This window comes from Sphingopyxis lindanitolerans, assembly GCF_002993885.1.
Taxonomy (GTDB): domain Bacteria; phylum Pseudomonadota; class Alphaproteobacteria; order Sphingomonadales; family Sphingomonadaceae; genus Sphingopyxis; species Sphingopyxis lindanitolerans.
The window spans coordinates 3,521,150-3,541,381 of record NZ_CM009578.1; the positions used below are offsets into that span (position 1 = coordinate 3,521,150).

The window sequence follows — 20,232 nt, forward strand, 5'->3', positions numbered from 1 at the left end:
CGATGTTCAGATAATGTGCAGGAACATTTGAAGCCGTCCGTCTCGAGCCTCTTGGGCATCAGGCACAGGTCGGGGCCGTCCCATCTGATGAGCATGATCCGGTCGCTGCGCGTCGCTCCAAAGACATAGATCACGCTCGAATAGGGGGGCGCCGCTATAATCTGTCAATCGATTCGACACCCCTTTTGACGAAGTGACGCTATTCCGCCGCTTCGTCCTTCTCGAACACGGGTTCCAGCATGATCGGGTCGGCGAGGGTGATGCGATCGAGGATCGACGCGGTGTCGTCGCGCACCTTCAGCATCAGGCTGCGCAGCCGACACTCGGATTCGGGCAGGCAATTCTTGCAATGCTCGTGCGCGTTGCGCGCGGCGCAGGGGACGAGCGCGAGCGACCCGCGCGTCAACCGGACGAGGTCGCCATAGCTGATGTCGATCGGCGACAAAGCGAGCTGATAGCCGCCGTCGCGGCCGCGCTGCGAGATAAGCAGGCCCTCGCGCGCCATTTCCGACAGGATGACGGTCAGGAATTTGGGCGGAATATTCTGCGCGTCGGCAATATCCGCGAGTTGCACCTGCCCCTTGCCCCAATGATCGGCAAGATGTTGGAAGGCGCGGATCGTATAGCGGGTCTTTTGCGACAGCATGGCAGGTTAGTGTGCCATATTCAGCCTTAATTCAACCTGTCTGGATGAGATTATCTTGCACTGTTGATGAAAATCACAGCGGATGGCATGAACCGGTGTCAAGGGGGTCGCGCACTGGCCCGGAAACGGGTGCGATGAGGGTATGGCGATGATGCGTAAAATTTGGGGTGTTCCGGCGGTCCTGGCGGCCTGCATGCTGGCGGTGACGCCCGCCGAGGCGCAGTTCGGCAGTATCCTGCGCAAGGTGGCGACGCCCAGTCCGGCGCCGAGTCCGAGCAGCGACGACAATGGCGGCTGCCCGCAGGGCAAGAAGGGCAGCAGCATCGGGCGCGGCATATTGGGCGGCGTGATCCGCGACGCGGTCGGCGACGCGGCCAGCAAGGCCGGCGTCTATTCCTATGTGCCGATCTCCGAAGTGAGCGGGACGCTGACCGATGCGATCGCGTGCAGGCTGGACCCTGCCGAACAGGTGCAGGCCGCCGCTGCGACCGAGGAGATCACGCGCGGCGAGGCCGTCGGCGCGACGTCGAACTGGACCAGCGAGACGCGCGAGAATGTCAGCGGATCGTCGACGGTGGCGTCGAAGAACCGGCTCGCCGATGGCACGAGCTGCATGAACGTCACCGACATCGTCATCGTCGAGGGCGAGGAAACGCGCGTCAGCAAGAAAATGTGCAAGCGGCCGGGCGAAGCGCGCTATGCTCTTGCCGCATAAGGCCGGGCGCGTCCTGCTGGCGGCGGCGCTGCTCGCCGGTCTGACCGGTGCCGCCAAGGTCCGGATGGACCCCGCGAACCCGACCTGTCCGCTGAACCCCGACTGGTCGGCGAACCCGACGATGCAATTGACTCCTGTCGTCAAGAACGGGTCCAAGGTGCTGCTGGCCGAGGGCCGGATCGATGCCGGACTGCCCGACCGGTTGAAAGCCGCGCTCGCCGCCAATCCCGACGTCGAGGAAATATGGCTGCGCTCGCCGGGAGGTGACGCGCGCGCCGGCAATGCGGCGGGGCGGGTAATCCGTGCGAACTTCGGCCTCGTCACGCGCATCCCGTCGGGCTGGGCGTGCTTCAGCGCGTGCAATTTCGTCTTCATGGGCGGCCAGCCGCGCGTGATCGACCCGGGCGGGCTGTTCATCGTCCACATGTTCACCCGCACCGGCGACCGCGGGGCGATCGACTATAGCGTGGCGATGGGAACCGATGCGACCAAGGAACTGATCGGCGATATCGAACAGGATGCCGCACTGCTTGCGAGCGAGGATAATGATTTCCTGATCCGCATGGGCGTGTCGCGCAAGCTGTTGACCGAAGTGATGTATCAGCAAAAGGCGCTTGCCAATGCCGAGGACAAGTCGACGCGCCGCTGCCTGACACAGGCCGAGGTCAAGACCTATAATGTTGCCAACAACAACGGAAACCAATGACGGCGCGCCCGCCCGGTATCGGCGCCATAACCGGGATGCTGTTGTCGGCGGCGATGTCGGGCGCTTCTATGCGAGTGAGGGGAGCGAGCCGTCGGCCAGCAGCGCGGCGCGGCAGAGCTTCGACGTCGTCGATTATCTGATCCGCATGGGTGTATCGCGGCGCTTGCTGGCGAACGCATTCGACCGCGAAGCGGCGGGCGCGAGCGCCGACATGCCGCCGCGCCTTTGCCTCACGCCCGCGAACTGCGCCGCTATAACGTTGCAAATTGGAACGGATGACATAAGTTGCTTCCGACAAGGGCCCTGACCCTGGGAGAGGCTGCCATGAACGACATGACACACGAACATGCGAGCTTCCGGTCGATGATCGACGGGACGCAGGAAGACTGGAACATCATTGCGCGCGAGCAGAAGGAATTCGCGCCGAACAACGGTGCGCGCATCCTCGACCATCTGAAATTGCTCGGCGGTGATTATGGGGGGTTCCCGGTCGACCGGCTCGAACATTGCCTGCAGACCGCGACGCGCGCGCATCGCGACGGGCGCGACGAGGAATATGTCGTGATGGCGTTGCTCCACGACATCGGCGACACGCTCGGCGCCTTCAACCATCCCGACGTCGCGGCGGCGATCCTGAAACCCTTTCTATCCGAAGAAAATCTCTGGATCGTGCAGCACCACGGCATCTTCCAGGGCCATTATTTCTTCCACTATATCGGGCTCGACCGCGATATGCGGGACCAGTTCGCGGATCACCCCTACGCCGCGGCCTGCGCCGAATTCTGCGAGAAATATGACGCGCCGGCGTTCGACCCCGATTATGAGTCGTTGCCGCTCGAATTTTTCGAGCCGATGGTGAAACGGCTCTGCGCCTATCCGCGCACCAGCATCTACAAGAAGGTGATGGTCGAGGAAGCGGCGGAATAGACCATCGTCGCCCCCGCGAAGGCGGGGGCGCGACGCCTGTTGCTTACGCCCCCTTGAACGCGGTCTTGCGCTTCTCCTGAAAGGCAAGGATGCCCTCCATCGCGTCGGCGCTGTTGCCGGCGATGAACTGGCCCTTCGCTTCGGCGTCGAGCGTCTGGGCATAGCTTTGCGACAGGCCTTCGCGCAGTATCTTGCGCATCGTGCCGAGCGCGACGGTCGGGCCGTTCGCCAGCCGCAGCGCCAACGCCTTCGCCTCGGCCAGCAGGTCCGCATCCTCGACGCATTTATAGACCATGCCCCAATCGGCGGCCTGCTCGCCCGAAATCTTCTCGCCCAGCATCATCATCTGCGTCGCGCGCGGCAGGCCGATCAGGCGCGGCAATATCCACGACGATCCGCCGTCGGGAACCAGGCCGATGTTGACGAAGGCCTGGAGGAAATAGGCGCTCTTGCCCGCGATGGTGAGGTCGCCCGACAGCGCGAAACTGCACCCGACGCCGGCCGCCGGACCATTGACCGCGGTGACGACGGGCATGTCGAGATTGGCGATCGCGAGCAGCATCGGGTTATAATGATTGCGCAGCGCCTTGCGGCTGTTCGCGCCGCCGCCGACCGCCGATCCGCTACGGTCGCCCGCAAGGTCGGCGCCCGAGCAGAAACCGCGCCCCTCGCCGGTGATCAGCAGCGCGCGCGCGCCCAGTACCGGCAGATAATCGAGCGCGGCGCGAATATCGTCGGCCATCGCGGGCGGCATCGAATTGAGCCGCTCGGGGCGGTTGAGCGTGATCGTCGCGACATGGTCGGCGATCTCGAACTTGATCGTGTCAAAGCTGGGGACGTCGGTCATGGGGAATATCCTCTTGCGGGTGCTTTACCTTTACGTTCACGTAAAGATTTGGCCGATTTGCGGCGAGAGTGCAAGGGGGAAGGGTGGGGCGTGCGGTTTGTCAGCTAGTGACCAGTTGTTGCCGCAATCAGCGTGGCGAGCCGTCATAGAAGCCGCATCCCCGAGCGAAGACGAGGGGCTCTGCCGAGCGAAGTCGAGGCAGCGGAGGCGCGCGGTTCTCGCTCCGCTCGAACGAGCCCCTCGTCTTCGCTCGGGGATGCGGTCTATTGGGTTTCCCCTAGGAGACCCACCGCCGCTTTCCACACCAAAGGGGTCGTGGCCCTTTCTAATCCCCGCCCAGCCGCCTGAACCTGATATCACCTTCGACCCGGTGCAGCACCACTCCGCGCTCGGTCGTTTCGAGACAAGCATCTTCCATATCGACCACGCCGATGTCGTTGGGTTCGATGATGACGCGCAGCTTGCCGCCATCGGCTTCGTTCAATTCGAAGCGCGGTGCGGTGATGCTGTAGATCGGCTCGCGGACCTCGATCCAGCGCGGGATGCGCTTGTCGTTGTCGGGCATCGTCCAGCCATAGACCTGGGTGTAATCCGCGATCGCCTCGCCGCTGTCGAAGCCGATGGTGAAATCGACGCCGGGCACGCCCTGGCCGTTCGGCCAGGTCACGAGCAGCGTCGGGATCGCGCCGTCGACCTCGGCCAGCGCGCCCTTCTTCAGCGCGGGCGGCACGGGTTTCGGCTCGGTGGTCAGGCAGATACCGTCGCCGCGGGCTTCCCAGCGACCCTCGGCACGCTCGTCGAGCGCGCCTGCAGCGAGCCTATATTCGAAGCGGCCGTCGTTGCGGATGAGCAGCCCGCCGCCGACATCGGGGCCTTCGGCGAGGCTGTATTCGCCGACGAAGGGCGAATCCTGCGCGGCGGCGGGGGCGGCGATCAGCAGGGCGACGAGAAGAAGGGAGCGCATTGATCAGTCATGCGCGCACCGCGCCGTGGGCGCCAGCCTCTTTCCACATTTGCCGCCACCTGCTAACCGCCCGCGCCATGTCCCAGAACACGCCCCAGACGCACCCCGACCGCCGCACCTTCGCCATCATCTCGCACCCCGACGCGGGTAAGACGACGCTGACCGAGAAATTGCTCGTCGCGGGCGGCGCGATCCATATGGCGGGCGAGGTCAAGGCGCGCGGCGCGGCGCGGCGCGCGCGCTCGGACTGGATGAAGATCGAACAGCAGCGTGGGATTTCGGTCACCTCGTCGGTGATGACCTTCGAACATGCCGGGCTCGTCTTCAACCTGCTCGACACGCCGGGGCACGAGGATTTCAGCGAGGATACCTATCGCACGCTGACCGCGGTCGACAGCGCGGTGATGGTGATCGACGCCGCGAAGGGCATCGAGCCGCAGACGCTGAAGCTGTTCGAGGTGTGCCGGCTGCGCTCGGTGCCGATCATCACCTTCATCAACAAGGTCGATCGCGAGGGCCTGCCGCCGTTCGAACTGCTCGACGAGGTCGCCGACCGGCTCGCGCTCGACGTCTGCCCGATGAACTGGCCCGCGGGCATGGGCGGGCAGTTCGAGGGCATCTACGACCTCGTCGACCCGGCGATCATGAAGCCCGGCGGCGACGCCTCGCGCATGTATGAAGGACGGCGCGTCGGCGTGTCGGGGCTGGGCGATGCGGCGCTTGGCGCCGAACTCAGCAGCGATGGGCTGGCGCGCCTTACCGAAGAGACCGAGCTTGCTTCGGCCTGCTACGCGCCCTTCGATGCCGCCGCCTATCGGAACGGCGATTTGACCCCGGTCTATTTCGGATCGGCGCTCAAGGAATTCGGCGTCATCGACCTGCTCGCGGCGCTCGCCATGCACGCGCCGGGACCGCAGCCGCAGCCCGCCGAGCCCGCGCCGGTGCAGCCTGGCGACGAGACGGTGACCGGCTTCGTCTTCAAGGTGCAGGCGAACATGAACCCCGCGCACCGTGACCGCATCGCCTTCATGCGGCTCTGTTCGGGCAGGTTCGAGCGCGGGATGCGGCTGATCCAGGGCGGCACCGGCAAGGCGATCGCGATCAGCCGCCCGATGCTGTTCCTCGCGCAGGACCGCGAAATGGCCGAGGAGGCCTTTCCCGGCGACATCATCGGCATCCCCAACCACGGCACCTTGCGCGTCGGCGACACCTTGTCCGAACGTACCGACATCACGATCACCGGCCTGCCGAATTTCGCCCCCGAGCTGTTGCGCCGCGTCGCGCTCGTCGATCCCACCAAGACCAAACAGCTCCGAAAAGCGCTCGACGACATGGCCGAGGAGGGGATCATCCAGGTCTTTTATCCCGAGATCGGCGCGAACATGATCGTCGGGGTCGTCGGCCAGTTGCAATTGGAAGTGCTGATCAGTCGGCTCGAGGCCGAATATAAGGTCGACGCGAAGCTCGAGGCCAGTCCGTGGGACACCGCGCGCTGGGTCGCGAGCGACGATCCCGCGGCGCTGAAGGCGTTTCAGGCCGACCACCGCGGCGCCTCCGCGACCGACCGCGACAGCGCGCCGGTGTTCATGGCGAAGGACGCGTGGGAAGTCAGCTATGTCATCCAGCGCCACCCGGCGATCCGCTTTACCGCGACCAAGGAGCGGCGGTTCGCCAACGCGGGGTAACACACCGTCGCCCGCGCCTGCGCGGGGGCGACGGTTAGATCAGGCTCAGCAGGTCGTCCGGCCCCGCCGCTTCTTCCTCATCCTCCTCGCCCTCGAACTTGCTCAGCGTGACGCCGAGCAACCGTATCCCCTGTTCGGTGGGAAGCAGCGGAGCGAGGATCGCTTCGCCCACCGCCAGCAGGCCCGCGCCGTCGGCGATCGCGAAGGGCACCGATTTGGCGCGCGTGATAGTGCGGAAATCGGCGTAGCGCAGCTTGAGCGTCACGGTCCGCCCGCGCGCCCCGCGCTTCGCCGCGCGGTCCCACACCACGGTGCAGACATGCGCGAGCGCTTCGCGGATTTCGGTGTCGGCGATCAGGTCGTTGAAGAAGGTGCGCTCGCCGCCGAGCGATTTCAGCGGCCGGTTCGACTTGACGCGGCGATGGTCGATCCCGCGCGCCAGATTGTGGAGCCATAAGGCGCTGTTGCCGAAATGCGCGGCGAGCCATTCCATCTCCTTTACGGCAAGGTCGGCGCCCGAAAAAATGCCGAACCCCTCCATCTTCGCCGCGGTCACCGGGCCGATGCCGTGGAAGCGCCGGATCGACAGCGTCTGGACGAAGGCCGCGCCCTTGCCCGGCGGGATGATGGTCAACCCGTCGGGCTTGTTCTGGTCCGAAGCCAGTTTGGCGATGAACTTGTTGTAGGAGACCCCGGCGGAGGCGGTGAGGCCGGTTTCGCGGCGAATGCGCTCGCGGATCAGCTTCGCGGTCGCGGTTGCGCTGCCGAGCCCGGCCTTGTCGCGGCTGACGTCGAGATAGGCTTCGTCGAGCGACAAAGGTTCGACCTCGTCGGCATAGTCGCGAAAGACGGCACGGATCTGGTGCGAAACGTCGCGATAGGCGTCGAAGCGCGGCGGCACGAAGATGAGGTCGGGGCATTGGCGCTTTGCGGTGATGCTCGGCATCGCCGAGCGGACGCCGAATTTGCGCGCTTCATAGGAGGCGGCGGCGACCACGCCGCGCCGCGACGAGCCGCCGACCGCGACGGGCTTTCCGCGCAGGGCCGGATTGTCGCGCTGTTCGACCGACGCATAAAAGGCGTCCATGTCGACATGGATGATCTTGCGGACCGGGGCGTCCGCGCCATCTTCGGGTGCTGGGTCTGCGGCGTCTTCCACGCCTACACGCTAGCATGTTGCCGTAATGTTCTCAACGTTCGCGCGCGCGGTTGTTGCGGACCCTAATGCCGTCCCATGCCGTAATCGATCCTGATTCTGACCCAGCTGCCTACCAATTGCCGTCCGCCAACGCGCGGAGGCCGCACCTTGAACTGCCACGCCGCGGCGAGCACCGCGCGATTGATCTGCGATCCGTTCGGATATTCGTCGAGCCCGACGCAATCCTCGACCCGATAATCGGGCGCCGTGCGGCAGGCAATCAGGCCCCAGCCGGGCCCGCTGGCGGTGGACAAATAGCCGCGCAGCTCGTCATCGCTCGGCTCGCGATACCAGGCCGCCGCATAGAGCGGCTCGCCATTCGGCGCCGTCCCCACCTGCTGCGAATCGCGCGAGGAGGAGGGGCTTCCCGTGTCGGGCGGCCCATAAACCCGCCCGCTGGGCGGGCGAAGGACGCTTTGGGGATTCACCGGCGATGGCGGCCGCTCGGCGGGCGGGGATGGTGTCGGCGCGGTCTTGGGTTCGGTGACTTGTGGGGGTAGCGGTGTCGGCGGCAGCGGTTGCTCCGCCGCCGGCTGCGGCGGCACGGGCCGCTCCTTGCTTCGCTCGCGCTCCGGGTTGCTGGGTTTGGGCGCTTCTTCCGCAATCTCGGTGGCCTCGAGGCTCACCATGCTGACGCGCTCTTTGCTGTTGTCGGGTGGCCTTTTCGAACCAAAGGTCAGCAGCAGGAGCAGCAGGAGCGCCGGGATCAGGACGGCCAGGCCTATGGCGAGCGCGCGTCGCCCCGCCCCGATGCTGAGCTGTTCGACGTAGGGAGTGGCTGGAACAGGGCTCAGCTGATGCAATCTTTGGTGGCGGCGTCCGCTGGTGAAGATGCCCGGGGCTATATCCGCGAGAGGGTTGGGCGCGAGATAGTTGGGTGGCAGGCCTTTGACAAGTGGGCGCGCCGGTCACGCTGTTGCTTCCGCGGGGGAAGCGCGGCGCGGCGGCCAGCCCCACCAGAGGGCGGCGGCGAGTAGCGCGCCCGCGACGGTCAGCACTACGCGTTGCTCGAACGACGCGGATGTGCTTACCAGCACGACCGCCGTCGCGAGCAACAGCAGGCTGGCGCCCCTTGGCCCGAACAGGGCGCCCGCGACATCGGCGAGCGACACGGTTGAACTGGCGAGCGCTGCGCCGAGCACGCCTTGCCTGAGCGTTTCAACGACGCCGTAGCAGGCACCGCTATGACCGTAAGAATGTCGGCGCTCATTCCATGGCGATGTGCGCCGTGAAGGTATAGCCGACGCCATAGACGACCTTGATGGCGGACGGGATATTTGTGGTTCGTTCGAGCTTGCGGCGCAACCGGCTGACGATGGCGTCGAGATGGCGATTGTCGAAATGCCCTCCGGGCCGGGCGAGCGCGGTCACGAGCTCGTCGCGCGGACAAACCTCTCCCTGGCGTTTGCACAATATATGGAGGAACGCGAACTCGGTCGCCGTCAGCTTCAGCGCTTGTCCGTCTGGCGTGATCATGGCCCAATTGGCGGTATCGAGGATCCACCGCCCCTTGTCGCGATCCGTAGCGCTCGCCAGACTCCCGGTTCGCCGCAGCAGGCTGCGGATGGCGGCCTCGACCTCTCGCAATGAGCTGTGTTTGACGAGATAGATGTCGGCGCCGCTGTCGAAACCCCGAACGCGATCGGCGCTGTCACCAAAGGCGGTCAACATGATGATGCCGCAATCGTGACTTTGGCGGATTTCCTTCGTCAAATCGAAACCGTTTCCGTCGGGGAGCCCCACGTCGAGGATGATGACCGCGGGCAGAGGGCCATCCGTGAGCGCTGCGCGCATGTCCCGCGCCGTGCCAGCCCCTGTGACTTCAAAACCGCGCAATTCCAGGAAGTCGCTGAGATCCTGGCGCAGGCGGAGTTCATCCTCGACGATCAGGATATGGGTCACGCCGTCACGCTTTCGCAAAGGGGTTGGCGCCCCCGGTCGTCGGCTAGCGGGATGCGCACGACTGCCGTGGTGCCGCTTTCGCCGTGAGGTTCGAAATCCACGGTTGCGCCGTGATAGGCCAGGAGTCGGCGAGCGGAATAGATTCCCAGACCGGTTCCCGCGATAGACTTGGCGTTCGAGGCCCGAAAGAAACGGCGTCCCACTTTGGCCCGTTGCCTTTCGGGAATACCCATGCCTCGATCGCGCACCTCGATCACGAGGCGAGCGCGCTCCTCCCGGACCACAATATTCACCCGGCAGTGGTCAGGCGAATATTTGAGAGCATTATCAACAAGGTTGATGAGGATTGTTACCATCATCTCGGCGTCGGCGAAGAACAGGATGCCCCGATCGGCCACGGTCTCCAGCCGATCGCTGCAGCCCATCATCGCGAAATGCTTGTCCACGTCCGCGATGACGGAGCCGATCCGGATCGGTTCGGGCTGGTAGGTGCGGACGCGATCGTCCGCCATGAATCGATCGATCAGGGAGAACAGGCGATCGAGCGCTTCGCCTATCCCCGAGAGCCGCTCTCGCGTCGCTGTCGGCGATCGGTCGCCGACCAGGCCGATCATGTCGGCGGCATTGCGAATGATGGCGAGCGGCGTGCGGAATTCGTGACTGACGATCCGCATGAGGTCGGCCTGCTCCTCGCGCAGGGCGCGCTCGGTCTCCAGGCTCGCGCTCAAATGACTTTCGAGCCGCCGTCGTTCCTGCACTTCGCGTGAAAGACTCTCGTTCTTCTCCCGCAAGTCCACGGACAGCCGCGAACTCACCATGAAGAGCAGACAAGTGAAGAGTGCGATCAGGAACAGCGTGCCCTGCAGCAGATACCAGGCATTGCGGTCGGCGAGGACCGGCGCGCTTTGAAAGCCGGCGGGCAAGCCGAACTCCAAGGCGCTCTGAACGAGGCTCGCCGGCATAAGGGGTGGCGCTGGTGGGTCCGCCTATAGCGCCTCCAAAGCGGCGATGGTTGGTCTTTCTTGCGGCTACGCGAAAAAATTCGCCGCGCAGGGGCAGGGCGTTCGCGTCAATAGCCTCTCACCGGGCCTGATCTGGAGCGACAGCGTGGCCGACAGTCTCGGGGAAGAGGGCGCAGAAGCCTTCCGCGCTATGATCCTGCCGAAAACACCGCTTGGACGGGTCGGAAAACCAGAGGAAGTGGCGTCGGTCATTGCTTTCCTTTTGTCCGACGCAGCCGCATCGGTGACGGGCCAGACGATTACGGTTTCGGGCGGACTCGAACTCGGCTTTCCCTAAGAAGCGGCCTCGCGTCGTCGCCGTGTCTGTCGAGGGAACGACATCGCAGCCACGGCGGCCGCGACCGAGCCTTCCTCAAGACATGAAAAAGGACGCCGCAGATAATCCACGGCGTCCTTTTTGCTGGTCGCCCGGCCGGCCTTCCGGGAGGGAGGGGAGCGCCGGCCGGAGGACTTAGAAATCCTTGCTGACGCGAAGGCCGAAGGAGCGTTTCGCCGGTGCGCCGATATACTCGCCGTTCGGCTGGCTCGGGTTGAAGTTTCCCCAATAACGGGAGAAATCGGGGGTCAAGTCGTTGAAGATATTGTCCACGAACAGCAGCGCCGTCCAGTCGTCACCCTTGAGACCGATCTGGGCGTCCGCCACGATCTTGTTACCAAGGAGTACGCGGTTGTCGAACCGAGCGTAGCGCGAAGAGCGATAGCGACCCGAGACATCGATGAAGGCGGACGCCGAATCCGAAACCGGCTGTTCATAGCGAACCGAACCCGACAAGGAATGTTTGGGAACCAGCGGCATGCGGTTCCCGCCAAACTGACGGTCGGTGCCAGCCGGGGCGGGATAGACATCGCGTGCTTCGAAGTTGACGAAGGCCGAGTCCGCATAGGCGTAATTGACCGTCAGGGTCAGGGCATCGGCGGGACGGATGACAAGGCCGAGTTCAGCGCCCTTAACCTCCGCCTTTTTGGCGTTGACGATGTAGTTCAGCGTTACCGCTGTCGCATTGGGACATTCGGCTTCGGGGCCGAAGGGGCTGGCTGTGCCGTAACAGATCGTCGTGACCTGTACGTCGCGCCAATCCGAATAATAGAGCGAAGCATCAAAAGAGATAAGGTTGCCCGCGATCCGCCCCTTCGTGCCGAGCTCGTACGTCCACACGGTTTCCTGGCCGAAGGGGCGCAGATCCGCACGCACCTGTCCGACGTTGAACCCACCCGGCTTTGCCCCCTTGGCAATGCTGCCATAGATGTTGATATCGTCGGTCACTTGATATTTGGCGTTGAAGCGCGGCAGCCAGTTATTGAAGGTTTCCTTGCCGCGGAAGGTGATATCGGGATTGCCTGTCTGGAACAGGATGTTGAATTCCGTTGCCGACGCGGCACGAATGATTTCGTGGTTGAAACGCAGTTCGCCGGTAAGGGTCAGTCGATCGGTCACGTCGGCGTCGATCGAGCCGAACACCGAATAGGTGTTGGTATTAAGCGTCGAGGGACGCGGCGTGATGCCGGTGCGGTTGCCGGTGACAAAATCCTGCGAGCCGACGAAGCGCGTATAGTCGAGTTCACGATAGTTTTCGTCGAAGGCGTAGCCGCCAACGAGCAGGCGCAGGTTGTCGCTGTCATAGGTAAGACGCAGCTCCTGGCTAAGCTGTTGGAGACTGTTGTCAAACTCGAAGATGCCGACGCAGACGCCGGGAAGGCAGTTGAGGAGACCGCCGGGAAGCGCGGTGCCGGACGGCACGTCGTCGCGCTTCGTGTCGAAGTCGAACTGGAGGGTGGAATCGATCTTGTTAAGACCGGTCACCGATGCCAGCTCAAATCCGCCACCAAGATCAAATTTCATATTGGCAATGGCGCGCCAAGTCTCAGAGATATTGCCTTTATATTTGATGTTCGAGGAGATCGCGACCCTGCTGGGGTCAAAGAAATCTTCGTTGATCAGATTGACGCCGGTGAGGCTGATATCCGGGCGTTCGATGACATAGCCGGCGCCAGGCGTGCTATGTTCTTTCATGTAATTGAGCGAGAATTTGCCTTCAAAGGCACCTTTTTCGACGAGGGCTGAGCCGCCCACACCCCAGAGTTCGCTGGCGCCGAGACCCTGCTGGTTGCCCGGATTCTTGTAGAAGCCGCCGAAATTGTCAATCGGCGTGCAAACGGGACCCCCTATCGGCGCGCAAAAGGGACCCCCTTTTCAAGATGGCGCAAGGTTGATCGGACACGCGCCTTTGCGCTGCGCGCGGCGTAGGGAGGGCGGAGCCCGACCGGAGGCGCGCGCAGCGCAAAGCATCTTTTAATCGGGGGTAGGCGTGGGCGATCAGCTGCGGTTTTTGAAGCGCCAGCTGTCATTTCCGGTCTCGACGATGTCGCAATGATGGGTGACGCGATCGAGGAGCGCGGTGGTCATCTTGGGATCGCCGAACACGGTGGGCCATTCGCCGAACGCGAGGTTGGTGGTGATGATGACGCTGGTTCGCTCGTAGAGCTTGCTGATCAGATGGAACAGTAACTGGCCGCCTGAGCGGGCGAACGGCAGATAGCCCAGCTCATCGAGCACGATCAGATCGAGGCGGGATAGCTGGGCGGTGAGTGTGCCGCCCTTGCCGATCCTGGCCTCCTCTTCGAGGCGGGTCACCAGATCTACGGTGTTGAAGTAGCGGCCGCGCGCACCGGAGCGAACGACATTGGCGGCGATAGCGATGGCCAGGTGGGTCTTGCCGGTGCCCGTGCCGCCGACCAGGACGATATTGCGCCGAGCGGGCAGGAACGCGCCGCTGTGCAATGAACGCACCAGCCCCTCGTTGATCGGTGTGCCCTCGAACCGGAACGCGTCGATGTCCTTCACGACCGGCAGCTTTGCGGCCGCCATCCGGTATCGGATCGACGCGGCATGGCGATGCGTCGCTTCCGCTCGGAGAAGGTCGGTCAGTATCTCCATCGTGGTGCGCTGACGCTGAAGGCCGGTGGTGACCGCATCATCGAACGCGCCCGCCATGCCCTTGAGCCCAAGCCCGCGCATCGCCTCGATCATGTCATGCCGCTGCATCGAAGGTCCTCAGCTGGTCGTAACGGGCGCAGTCGGCGATCGGCGGATGGCGCAGCGCGCTATCCTCGGAGGTGATGATCGTAAGTGGGCGCGGCGGCTCGCGGTGCCGCGCCAGGATGTTGAGGATCAGATCGTCGCTCGCCGTGCCGGTCGCCAACGCTTCGCGCACGGCCGCTTCGACCGGATCCAGGCCATCGATCAGCACGGCCGACAGCACACGGACGAACCGGCGGTCGGCATCGTCGCCATTACCAAGCTTGCGGCGCAGGCGCGCCAGCGCCGGCGGCAGATCCCAGTCCTGGAAGGGCGCACCGTTCCGCAGCGCGCCGGGCTTGCGGGCCAGCACCGGCAGATAATGCCAGGGGTCGTAAATCGTGCGGTTACGCCCGAAGGTGCGAGGATGCTCGGCGACAACCTCTTCGCCGCAGCGCACGATGATGCGGTCGGCATAGGCACGGACCTGCACCGTGCGCCGCGCCATCGTCGAGAGAACCGAGTAGCGGTTGCGGTCGAAGCTGATCAGGCAGGTGCCCGTCACCGCATGCTCGCTCTCGTTGAAGCCGTCGAACGGCCCCAACATCGGTTGCAGTGCCGATCGTTCGATCTCCAGCGCCTGCGCTACGGTCAGCTCGCCCTGTTCAGGATGCGCCTGCCGTTCCGCCCAGCGCCGACACTCGGCCTCCAGCCAGCCATTGAGCTCCTCGAGGCTGGCGAACCGCAACCGGGGCTGGAAGAAGCGACCCCGGATCGTCTGCACCTGGTTCTCGACCTGCCCCTTCTCCCATCCCGCCGCAGGTGAGCAGGCGGTCGGCTCGATCATATAATGGGCGGTCATGATCAGGAACCGCCGGTTGAAGACCCGTTCCTTGCCGGTGAACACGCTCGTCACCGCCGTCTTCATATTATCGTAGATGCCGCGGCCTGGCACCCCGCCGAAGAAAGCAAAGCCGCGCGCATGCGCGTCGAACAGCATCTCCTGGCTCTCGCGCGGATACGCCCGGACATAGACTGCCCGCGATGCACACAGTCGCATATGCGCGACCTTCACCCGCATCGGCTTGCCCGCGATCTCCACATCCTCATGGCTCCAGTCGAACTGGTAGGCCTCGCCGGGCTTGAACATCAGCGGGATGAAGGCGGTGACACCATCGCCGGCATCCTTGCGCCGATCGGCCTTCCAGCGCGCCGCGTAGCGCCGCACGGCATCGTAGGAACCCTCAAAACCCTCGCGCTCCAACAGATCATGGATCCGCGTCATCCGCAGCCGCTCGCGCTTGCCGCGCACCTCATTCTCTTCCAGCAGTGTGTTCAGGCGATCCTGAAACGGCCCGATCCGCGGCAGCGGCTGAACCTTGCGCTGATAATCGAATGCGCCTTCCGGCGCCCGGATCGCCTTGCGGATCACCTTCCGCGATACATGCAAATCCCGCGCGATCGCCTTGATCGCCTTACCACCGGCATACTCGCGCCGAATCCGAACCACTGTCTCCAAAACCAACATCCCGATCTCGCCGCCTGATTATCCAGCCGGCTGCTTAAACCATCGAAATGAGGGGTCCCTTTTAGACGCCGATCACCCCGCTAACGGGGTCCTTTTTGGGCTCTGACTCACTTTTGGTGCAATACAGAGGGATGATCGCGAGGTGGCATCAGCCTCGCCCGCAGCAAATCGAGCTTGGCGCGTCCATACATCTGGCGTTTGACGAGCTTCAACTTCGTGATCTGTCCTTCCGTTTGCCCGTTGGACCAGGGCTCCACGATAGCGGCCTTCACGGCATTCCAGTCGTCGCTCAAGCCATTCGCAAACGAACGAAGCGGAGTTTTCCGGGCTTCGTCGATCCATGTGGCGAGCTCGAAGTCTTTCTGTTGCCTGATGATCCGGTGGAATCGGTCGGCAAGATTTCGAACGACGACGAGCGCCGGCACGGCGGCTTCAATCGTCGCGATAAGCGTGGCTTCTGATTTCGAGAGTTGATCGCGGGCCATCGTCATAAGCCGGGCAATCACACGGGCTGATGGAATGACGCGCGACACGTTGTTCGGAGCTGCCTCGTTGCGCCTCCGCCGCGTCGCCCATTCTGCAACGACACGCAGGCTTCCGTTAAAGCCGATGATTTTGAGCCGCCGCCAGAGTTCGGCACCATTCCGGCAACCGGAACGCCATTCGGCATCGAGCGTCCCGAGCCACGGGTCGAGAGAGCTAAGCCGGGTGCGGAACATATCGGATCGTCCGCCACGAGCGACCTGGCGTACGGTCTTGCGGGCATAGCCGGTCGCGCGAACAACCGCCTTGATGGACGCCCCTTTCCCAAGCAGCGAGCGGATCGTATCATCGGCATCCTGACGCCGCTTGAAGCCTTCGTATTGAAGCCGCTCAGCGCAGGTGAGGAGTTCTGGATCGGGTTCGGCGGATTGAAGTGCCTGGCGAATGGCGCGCATAGATTTACGGACAGCGTCGAGGAACGCCTGGCTGGCATTCTCCATCAAATGCCAGCGATCGGCAATCTGCAGGGCGCCAGGCAAGGCCCGCGCGGCCGCATGGCGGTACCCGCCACCGCGATCACGCGAGATAATGCAGATCTCCGGCCGGGCCTTGAGCCACGCTTCCACGGTGGCGACGCCACGATCGGGGAGGAGGTCGATAATCTGTCGGCGCTCCAGATCACAGACGATCGTGCCATATCGCTGTCCGCGCTTCCACGCCCAGTCGTCGATGCCGATGATCGTCGGCTTCACCTGAGCGCCCTTGAAGCGCCGACGCACAGTTCGAAGCAATGTGTCCTTGCTGACCGGCATCAGAAGGCGGCGCGCCAAGCTGGCCGCCGGACGCCCACCCAGCGCCAGCCCAAGGTGATGTACGATAGAATCCAGGCGGGCCGTACGCCGGGCAAATGTTGCAGCCACATCCGGAGGAAAGCGTTCAACGAAGATACGCGTGGCGCACCGAGATGTGGCGCAACGAAAACGCCGGGCGACAAGAGTAATCCGAACCGGCCGGCCATGAGATGGTAGATCGGCGAGTGTACGGTGATATCGACTGTGGACACGCGCAGATGGGCGGCAGCAGTTCGGGCAGATCGAAACTCGAAATCGGGATCGCCCGGTGATCAGTATCTGATTGGCGGCATACTCGACCTTGTCGATCACCAATCCTATTGGCGCAATGGCTTCGCGAAAACCTCTCCCATGCATGGCGATGTCCTCCTTCGGGGAAACTCGCCACTATCAACGCACTTGCACCAAAAGTGAGTCAGAGCCCTTTTTGCACGCCGATCCACAGCCGAAATTCCGGTAAGTTGCCGAGAGCTTGCCGGCAACGGTGTCGCCGATGATGGGGCCGGTGATGTGAGCGGTCAGTTCGCGGCGGCCATAATCGCCGATCGCGCCGCTAACGGAGCCGCCCGTCGTGAATTCGGGAGCCTTGCTGATGAATTGGATCGCGCCGGCGAATGCGCTGCGGCCGAAATAAACGGTCTGCGGACCCTTGACGACTTCGATGCGTTCAAGATCCATCAAGGCTGCGGCCGTCTGCGACCCGCCGCCGCCAACCAGCGTATTCAGCGAAACGCCCGTGACGTCGATGCCGTCAACGATAATAGCGATATTCGAGCGGCCTTCGATCAGTGCAATACCGCGCAGGCTGGGCCGAACATCGGCTGGCGACGCGCCCTTGTCGAACTGCAAGCCCGGGGTCATTTGCGCAACGGACGTGACGTCGGTGATACCGCGGCTCCGAATCGTGTCGGCCGAAATGGCGGAAATGGCGATCGGCACATCCACAAGCGATTCGTTGCGGCGCCGTGCTGTCACAATGATGGAGTCACCCGCATCCGCTGCTGGCTGCGGGGTGGTTTCCGCCTCTTGTGCATTGGCGCTGGAGGGGAAAAAGCCGCACATCGCAACAACGGCTGCAGTGCTGCATAAAAATGCCATCTTAAGCATCGAATAGTGGCTCCCTTTGACCTGTCTGTGCCGCGACGGGTATGAGCGGGAGGCGATATTGACCTATCGATAGCATCACTTTTGTTCGCGCTGTGAACATTGGGCGTCGGCGCATGTCCCGAGTGCCTTGCCCGAGGGCCGTGACGAACTTTGCGATATTCGCCAGCTGAACATTCGCAGCGAAGCACCGGGCCTATCGTCTGATAGGCAATAGGACGCACCCATCGAATATCCGCTGGATTCTTTCGCCCAACGGGACGCGCAACAGGAGACGTCGTCGTGATGCTGCCAACCACCCCAAGCTTTCGTCTTGATGGCCGCAGAGCGCTGGTAACGGGCGCGGGGCGAGGAATCGGCCTCGCTTTGGCGGCGGCGCTTGCCGAAGGCGGGGCCGAAGTCGTCCTTGCAGCGCGCAGCGCGCAGGAAATAGAGGGTGGCGCCAAGGCCATCCGTGCGAAAGGTGGGCACGCACGCGCAGTACAACTCGATGTTTCGAACTTGCAGGCGGTTTCCGATTTTTTTGATGCCCAGCCGGCGTTCCATATCCTTGTGAACAATGCGGGAACCAACCGGCCTATGCCGATGCATGACGTTACACCCGAGGATTATGACGCCGTTCTGTCGCTTAATCTGAAGGCTGTATTTTTCGTCACGCAGCATTGTTCGCGACGGATGATCGAAGCTGGCATTGCCGGTGGCATCATTCATATCGGGTCACAGATGGGCCATGTCGGCGCTTCGAACCGGACGCTCTATTGCGCATCGAAATGGGGCCTGGAAGGTTTCAACAAGGCGATGGCAATCGAACTCGCCCCGCATAATATTCGCTCCAATATCATTGCGCCCACCTTCATCGAAACACCGCTCACCAAACCTTTTTTCGAGAATGCGGATTTCCGCGCCGAGGTGCTCGGAAAAATCAAGCTCGGGCGTCTTGGGATGGTCAATGATCTCATGGGTGCCGTGCTCTACCTTGCGTCCGATGCGTCCGCTTTGGCAACAGGCACATCGATGCTGATCGATGGCGGGTGGACCGCTGACTAAAGGCGCTAGAGCCAGACCTTTCAAACCTTACAACCAGCAGGAGATGAAATCTCGTGAACAGCGCCGTGCTTCCCTATAAGGTCGCCATCGTTGGGTGCGGATTTGTCGGACTGAGTTGGGCCATCGTTTTTGCCCGGGCCGGACATGAGGTCAGGCTTCATGATCCGGTCCCGGCGGTACTGGATGATGCACTTGCCCGGCTTGCCGACACTCTGGATCGTCTCGCGATGGATGGCATGGCCGAGCGGCCAACAAACGACGTCCTGGCGAACGTCACCGTTGCCGCCTCCCTCCAAGATGCAGTTTCCGGAGCCGGATATGTACAGGAAAGTTCACCCGAACGGCTCGATGTGAAGCAGGCGTTGTTTCGGGAACTTGATAATCTTGCGCCCGAAACCGCCATTCTGGCGAGTTCGTCGTCGGGCCTCACCACCAACTCGGTTTGCGGCGATCTGCCTGGCCGAAGCCGATGCCTTGTCGCTCATCCCGCCAATCCGCCCCATTTGCTGCCGGCCGTCGAGATAGTGCCGGCCCCCTTTACGGAACTCGGGAGTATCGACCGTGCATCGGAGATTATGCGCGGAGTGGGACAGGTGCCCGTTGTCATCAAGGAGATCGATGGTTTCGTCATGAACCGTCTTCAAGCGGCGCTTGCCCGCGAGGCCCTCGATCTTGTCGAAAGCGGGATTGCCGGGCCGGAGGCCGTGGATGCAATCATGCGCGGTAGCCTCGGGCTGCGCTGGTCCTTTATGGGGCCTTTCGAGACGATGGATTTGAACGCACCGGGCGGCTTTGCCGATTATGCCGAACGCTATGGGCCTGGTTTTGCCAGATTGGCGGGTGCCGTCGCATGGCCGGAAGCCGCGGTCGGCCGCGTCGACGATGCCATGAGGCGGCAGATGCCCATCGATCGGCTGGAGGAAAAGCGTGTGTGGCGAGATCGGCAACTCGCTTCGCTCAGCAAGCTTCGGTCTTATCAGAAACAATAATGTGCTTCGCCTGGCGGCGTGCCCATACCAATTTGCGACACCGCTAGCCCAAAGCCATGCCTGCCGAGGTCCGACGACAGTTTGCCGGTTGCGCATGTAAATTTGGAAAGCGGCCGGGCTGCGGGCGGCCGGATGCAGACGAAGCTGCCAATCGCGCGGCGGGTTTGGTTGGGGTCTCGATGGATGACGCGGTTCAAGGATTATTGTCCCCGACATGCAATTCGCAACGCTGTAAGAAGCTAGCTTAGCGCGGCCGCGCGTTAAGCGGCATGTGCCAAATTCATCCGTCAAGGCCAGAAAATCTATAGTTTGATGCGCAGTTCAGCGACTCCAACTTGCTTACGGTTCGTCTGCTGGCGAGAAATCGGCAATGTTTTTCGGACGGTCGCACGAGTCAAATGGTCCATCGCCAGATCGTTTAGTGGAATTACGCCAAATTGCCTTATTCAGGGCTGAAAACCGGGAGTTTGGTGCGGGAGTTGGTGAAGCCAACTCCAGATTGTGCCAAATGCCCAAGAACTGAATGAAATCAGTGTTCATGGTGCGGTCGAGATCGCGCCGGGGCCTTACCGAAAGAGCCAAATATCTGTTTTCAATACATT

Annotated in this window: 20 protein-coding genes and 1 pseudogene; 7 read left to right on the forward strand and 14 right to left on the reverse strand. The window is 63.0% G+C overall.

The features are described 5' to 3' along the window. Nucleotides 1-29 precede the first annotated feature (29 nt). Nucleotides 30-161 (reverse strand): annotated as a pseudogene (gene tnpB, locus CVO77_RS21955) (IS66 family insertion sequence element accessory protein TnpB); the annotation flags it as partial. Between the two features lie 38 nt (nucleotides 162-199). Continuing rightward, nucleotides 200-646 (reverse strand): RrF2 family transcriptional regulator, encoded by a 447-nt coding sequence (locus CVO77_RS16715; RefSeq protein WP_106000022.1) that lies wholly within the window; start codon nucleotides 644-646, stop codon nucleotides 200-202. A gap of 151 nt (nucleotides 647-797) precedes the next feature. On the opposite strand from CVO77_RS16715, the gene CVO77_RS16720 reads away from it, so the two are divergent. The 3 genes from CVO77_RS16720 to CVO77_RS16730 all read left to right on the forward strand — a co-directional run bounded on the left by CVO77_RS16720 (nucleotide 798) and on the right by CVO77_RS16730 (nucleotide 2,994). Next, nucleotides 798-1,361, forward strand: coding sequence for a hypothetical protein (locus CVO77_RS16720; protein ID WP_106000906.1), 564 nt, complete (start codon nucleotides 798-800; stop codon nucleotides 1,359-1,361). After that, complete coding sequence (locus tag CVO77_RS16725) at nucleotides 1,345-2,067, forward strand: COG3904 family protein (RefSeq protein ID WP_242445988.1); 723 nt, start codon at nucleotides 1,345-1,347, stop codon at nucleotides 2,065-2,067. Before CVO77_RS16720 ends, CVO77_RS16725 begins: the two co-directional genes overlap by 17 nt. Nucleotides 2,068-2,391: 324 nt before the next feature. After that, nucleotides 2,392-2,994 (forward strand): HD domain-containing protein, encoded by a 603-nt coding sequence (locus CVO77_RS16730; RefSeq protein WP_106000023.1) that lies wholly within the window; start codon nucleotides 2,392-2,394, stop codon nucleotides 2,992-2,994. A gap of 43 nt (nucleotides 2,995-3,037) precedes the next feature. On the opposite strand, the gene CVO77_RS16735 is transcribed toward CVO77_RS16730, so the two are convergent. Together CVO77_RS16735 and CVO77_RS16740 are read right to left on the reverse strand one after the other, a co-directional pair. Next, on the reverse strand, nucleotides 3,038-3,841 hold the full coding sequence (locus CVO77_RS16735; protein WP_106000024.1) for an enoyl-CoA hydratase-related protein: 804 nt from the start codon (nucleotides 3,839-3,841) through the stop codon (nucleotides 3,038-3,040). 325 nt (nucleotides 3,842-4,166) lie between these two features. Then, on the reverse strand, nucleotides 4,167-4,805 hold the full coding sequence (locus CVO77_RS16740; protein ID WP_106000025.1) for a hypothetical protein: 639 nt from the start codon (nucleotides 4,803-4,805) through the stop codon (nucleotides 4,167-4,169). Nucleotides 4,806-4,882: 77 nt separating this feature from the next. Here CVO77_RS16740 and CVO77_RS16745 point away from each other — a divergent pair, with 77 nt between their 5' ends. Then, complete coding sequence (locus CVO77_RS16745; protein ID WP_106000026.1) at nucleotides 4,883-6,490, forward strand: peptide chain release factor 3; 1,608 nt, start codon at nucleotides 4,883-4,885, stop codon at nucleotides 6,488-6,490. A gap of 34 nt (nucleotides 6,491-6,524) precedes the next feature. Here CVO77_RS16745 and dinB read toward each other — a convergent pair whose 3' ends face one another. From dinB to CVO77_RS16770, 5 genes are all read right to left on the reverse strand, one after another. Continuing rightward, entirely contained in the window at nucleotides 6,525-7,649 is a 1,125-nt protein-coding gene (gene dinB / locus CVO77_RS16750) for a DNA polymerase IV (protein ID WP_106000027.1), read from the reverse strand. Between the two features lie 62 nt (nucleotides 7,650-7,711). After that, entirely contained in the window at nucleotides 7,712-8,491 is a 780-nt protein-coding gene (locus CVO77_RS16755) for a hypothetical protein (protein ID WP_106000028.1), read from the reverse strand. 105 nt (nucleotides 8,492-8,596) lie between these two features. Next, nucleotides 8,597-8,830, reverse strand: a complete 234-nt coding sequence (locus CVO77_RS16760) for a hypothetical protein (protein ID WP_106000029.1) — start codon at nucleotides 8,828-8,830, stop codon at nucleotides 8,597-8,599. 64 nt (nucleotides 8,831-8,894) lie between these two features. Beyond that, entirely contained in the window at nucleotides 8,895-9,590 is a 696-nt protein-coding gene (locus CVO77_RS16765; RefSeq protein WP_106000030.1) for a response regulator transcription factor, read from the reverse strand. Further along, entirely contained in the window at nucleotides 9,587-10,552 is a 966-nt protein-coding gene (locus CVO77_RS16770; protein WP_106000031.1) for a sensor histidine kinase, read from the reverse strand. The genes CVO77_RS16765 and CVO77_RS16770 overlap by 4 nt, the downstream gene beginning before the upstream one ends. Before the next feature lie 46 nt (nucleotides 10,553-10,598). Between CVO77_RS16770 and CVO77_RS16775 the strand changes: the two genes are divergently transcribed. Next, the gene (locus CVO77_RS16775) at nucleotides 10,599-10,889 is read left to right on the forward strand and encodes an SDR family NAD(P)-dependent oxidoreductase (protein ID WP_242445989.1); all 291 of its coding nucleotides are present in this window, start codon (nucleotides 10,599-10,601) and stop codon (nucleotides 10,887-10,889) included. Between the two features lie 174 nt (nucleotides 10,890-11,063). Here the strand turns inward: CVO77_RS16775 and CVO77_RS16780 are convergent, their stop codons facing one another. The 5 genes from CVO77_RS16780 to CVO77_RS16800 all read right to left on the reverse strand — a co-directional run bounded on the left by CVO77_RS16780 (nucleotide 11,064) and on the right by CVO77_RS16800 (nucleotide 17,597). Further along, the gene (locus CVO77_RS16780; RefSeq protein WP_106000033.1) at nucleotides 11,064-12,683 is read right to left on the reverse strand and encodes a TonB-dependent receptor; all 1,620 of its coding nucleotides are present in this window, start codon (nucleotides 12,681-12,683) and stop codon (nucleotides 11,064-11,066) included. Nucleotides 12,684-12,926: 243 nt separating this feature from the next. After that, entirely contained in the window at nucleotides 12,927-13,655 is a 729-nt protein-coding gene (istB, locus tag CVO77_RS16785) for an IS21-like element helper ATPase IstB (protein WP_106000001.1), read from the reverse strand. Beyond that, nucleotides 13,642-15,156, reverse strand: a complete 1,515-nt coding sequence (gene istA / locus CVO77_RS16790; RefSeq protein ID WP_030093251.1) for an IS21 family transposase — start codon at nucleotides 15,154-15,156, stop codon at nucleotides 13,642-13,644. The genes istB and istA overlap by 14 nt, the downstream gene beginning before the upstream one ends. Nucleotides 15,157-15,263: 107 nt before the next feature. Continuing rightward, nucleotides 15,264-16,847, reverse strand: coding sequence for an ISL3 family transposase (locus CVO77_RS16795; protein WP_105998671.1), 1,584 nt, complete (start codon nucleotides 16,845-16,847; stop codon nucleotides 15,264-15,266). A 33-nt stretch (nucleotides 16,848-16,880) separates the two neighbouring features. Further along, on the reverse strand, nucleotides 16,881-17,597 hold the full coding sequence (locus CVO77_RS16800) for a TonB-dependent receptor plug domain-containing protein (protein WP_106000034.1): 717 nt from the start codon (nucleotides 17,595-17,597) through the stop codon (nucleotides 16,881-16,883). Nucleotides 17,598-17,879: 282 nt separating this feature from the next. On the opposite strand from CVO77_RS16800, the gene CVO77_RS16805 reads away from it, so the two are divergent. After that, entirely contained in the window at nucleotides 17,880-18,641 is a 762-nt protein-coding gene (locus CVO77_RS16805) for an SDR family NAD(P)-dependent oxidoreductase (protein WP_106000035.1), read from the forward strand. 53 nt (nucleotides 18,642-18,694) lie between these two features. Continuing rightward, nucleotides 18,695-19,630 (forward strand): 3-hydroxyacyl-CoA dehydrogenase, encoded by a 936-nt coding sequence (locus CVO77_RS16810; RefSeq protein WP_197709646.1) that lies wholly within the window; start codon nucleotides 18,695-18,697, stop codon nucleotides 19,628-19,630. The last annotated feature ends 602 nt before the right edge of the window (nucleotides 19,631-20,232 follow it).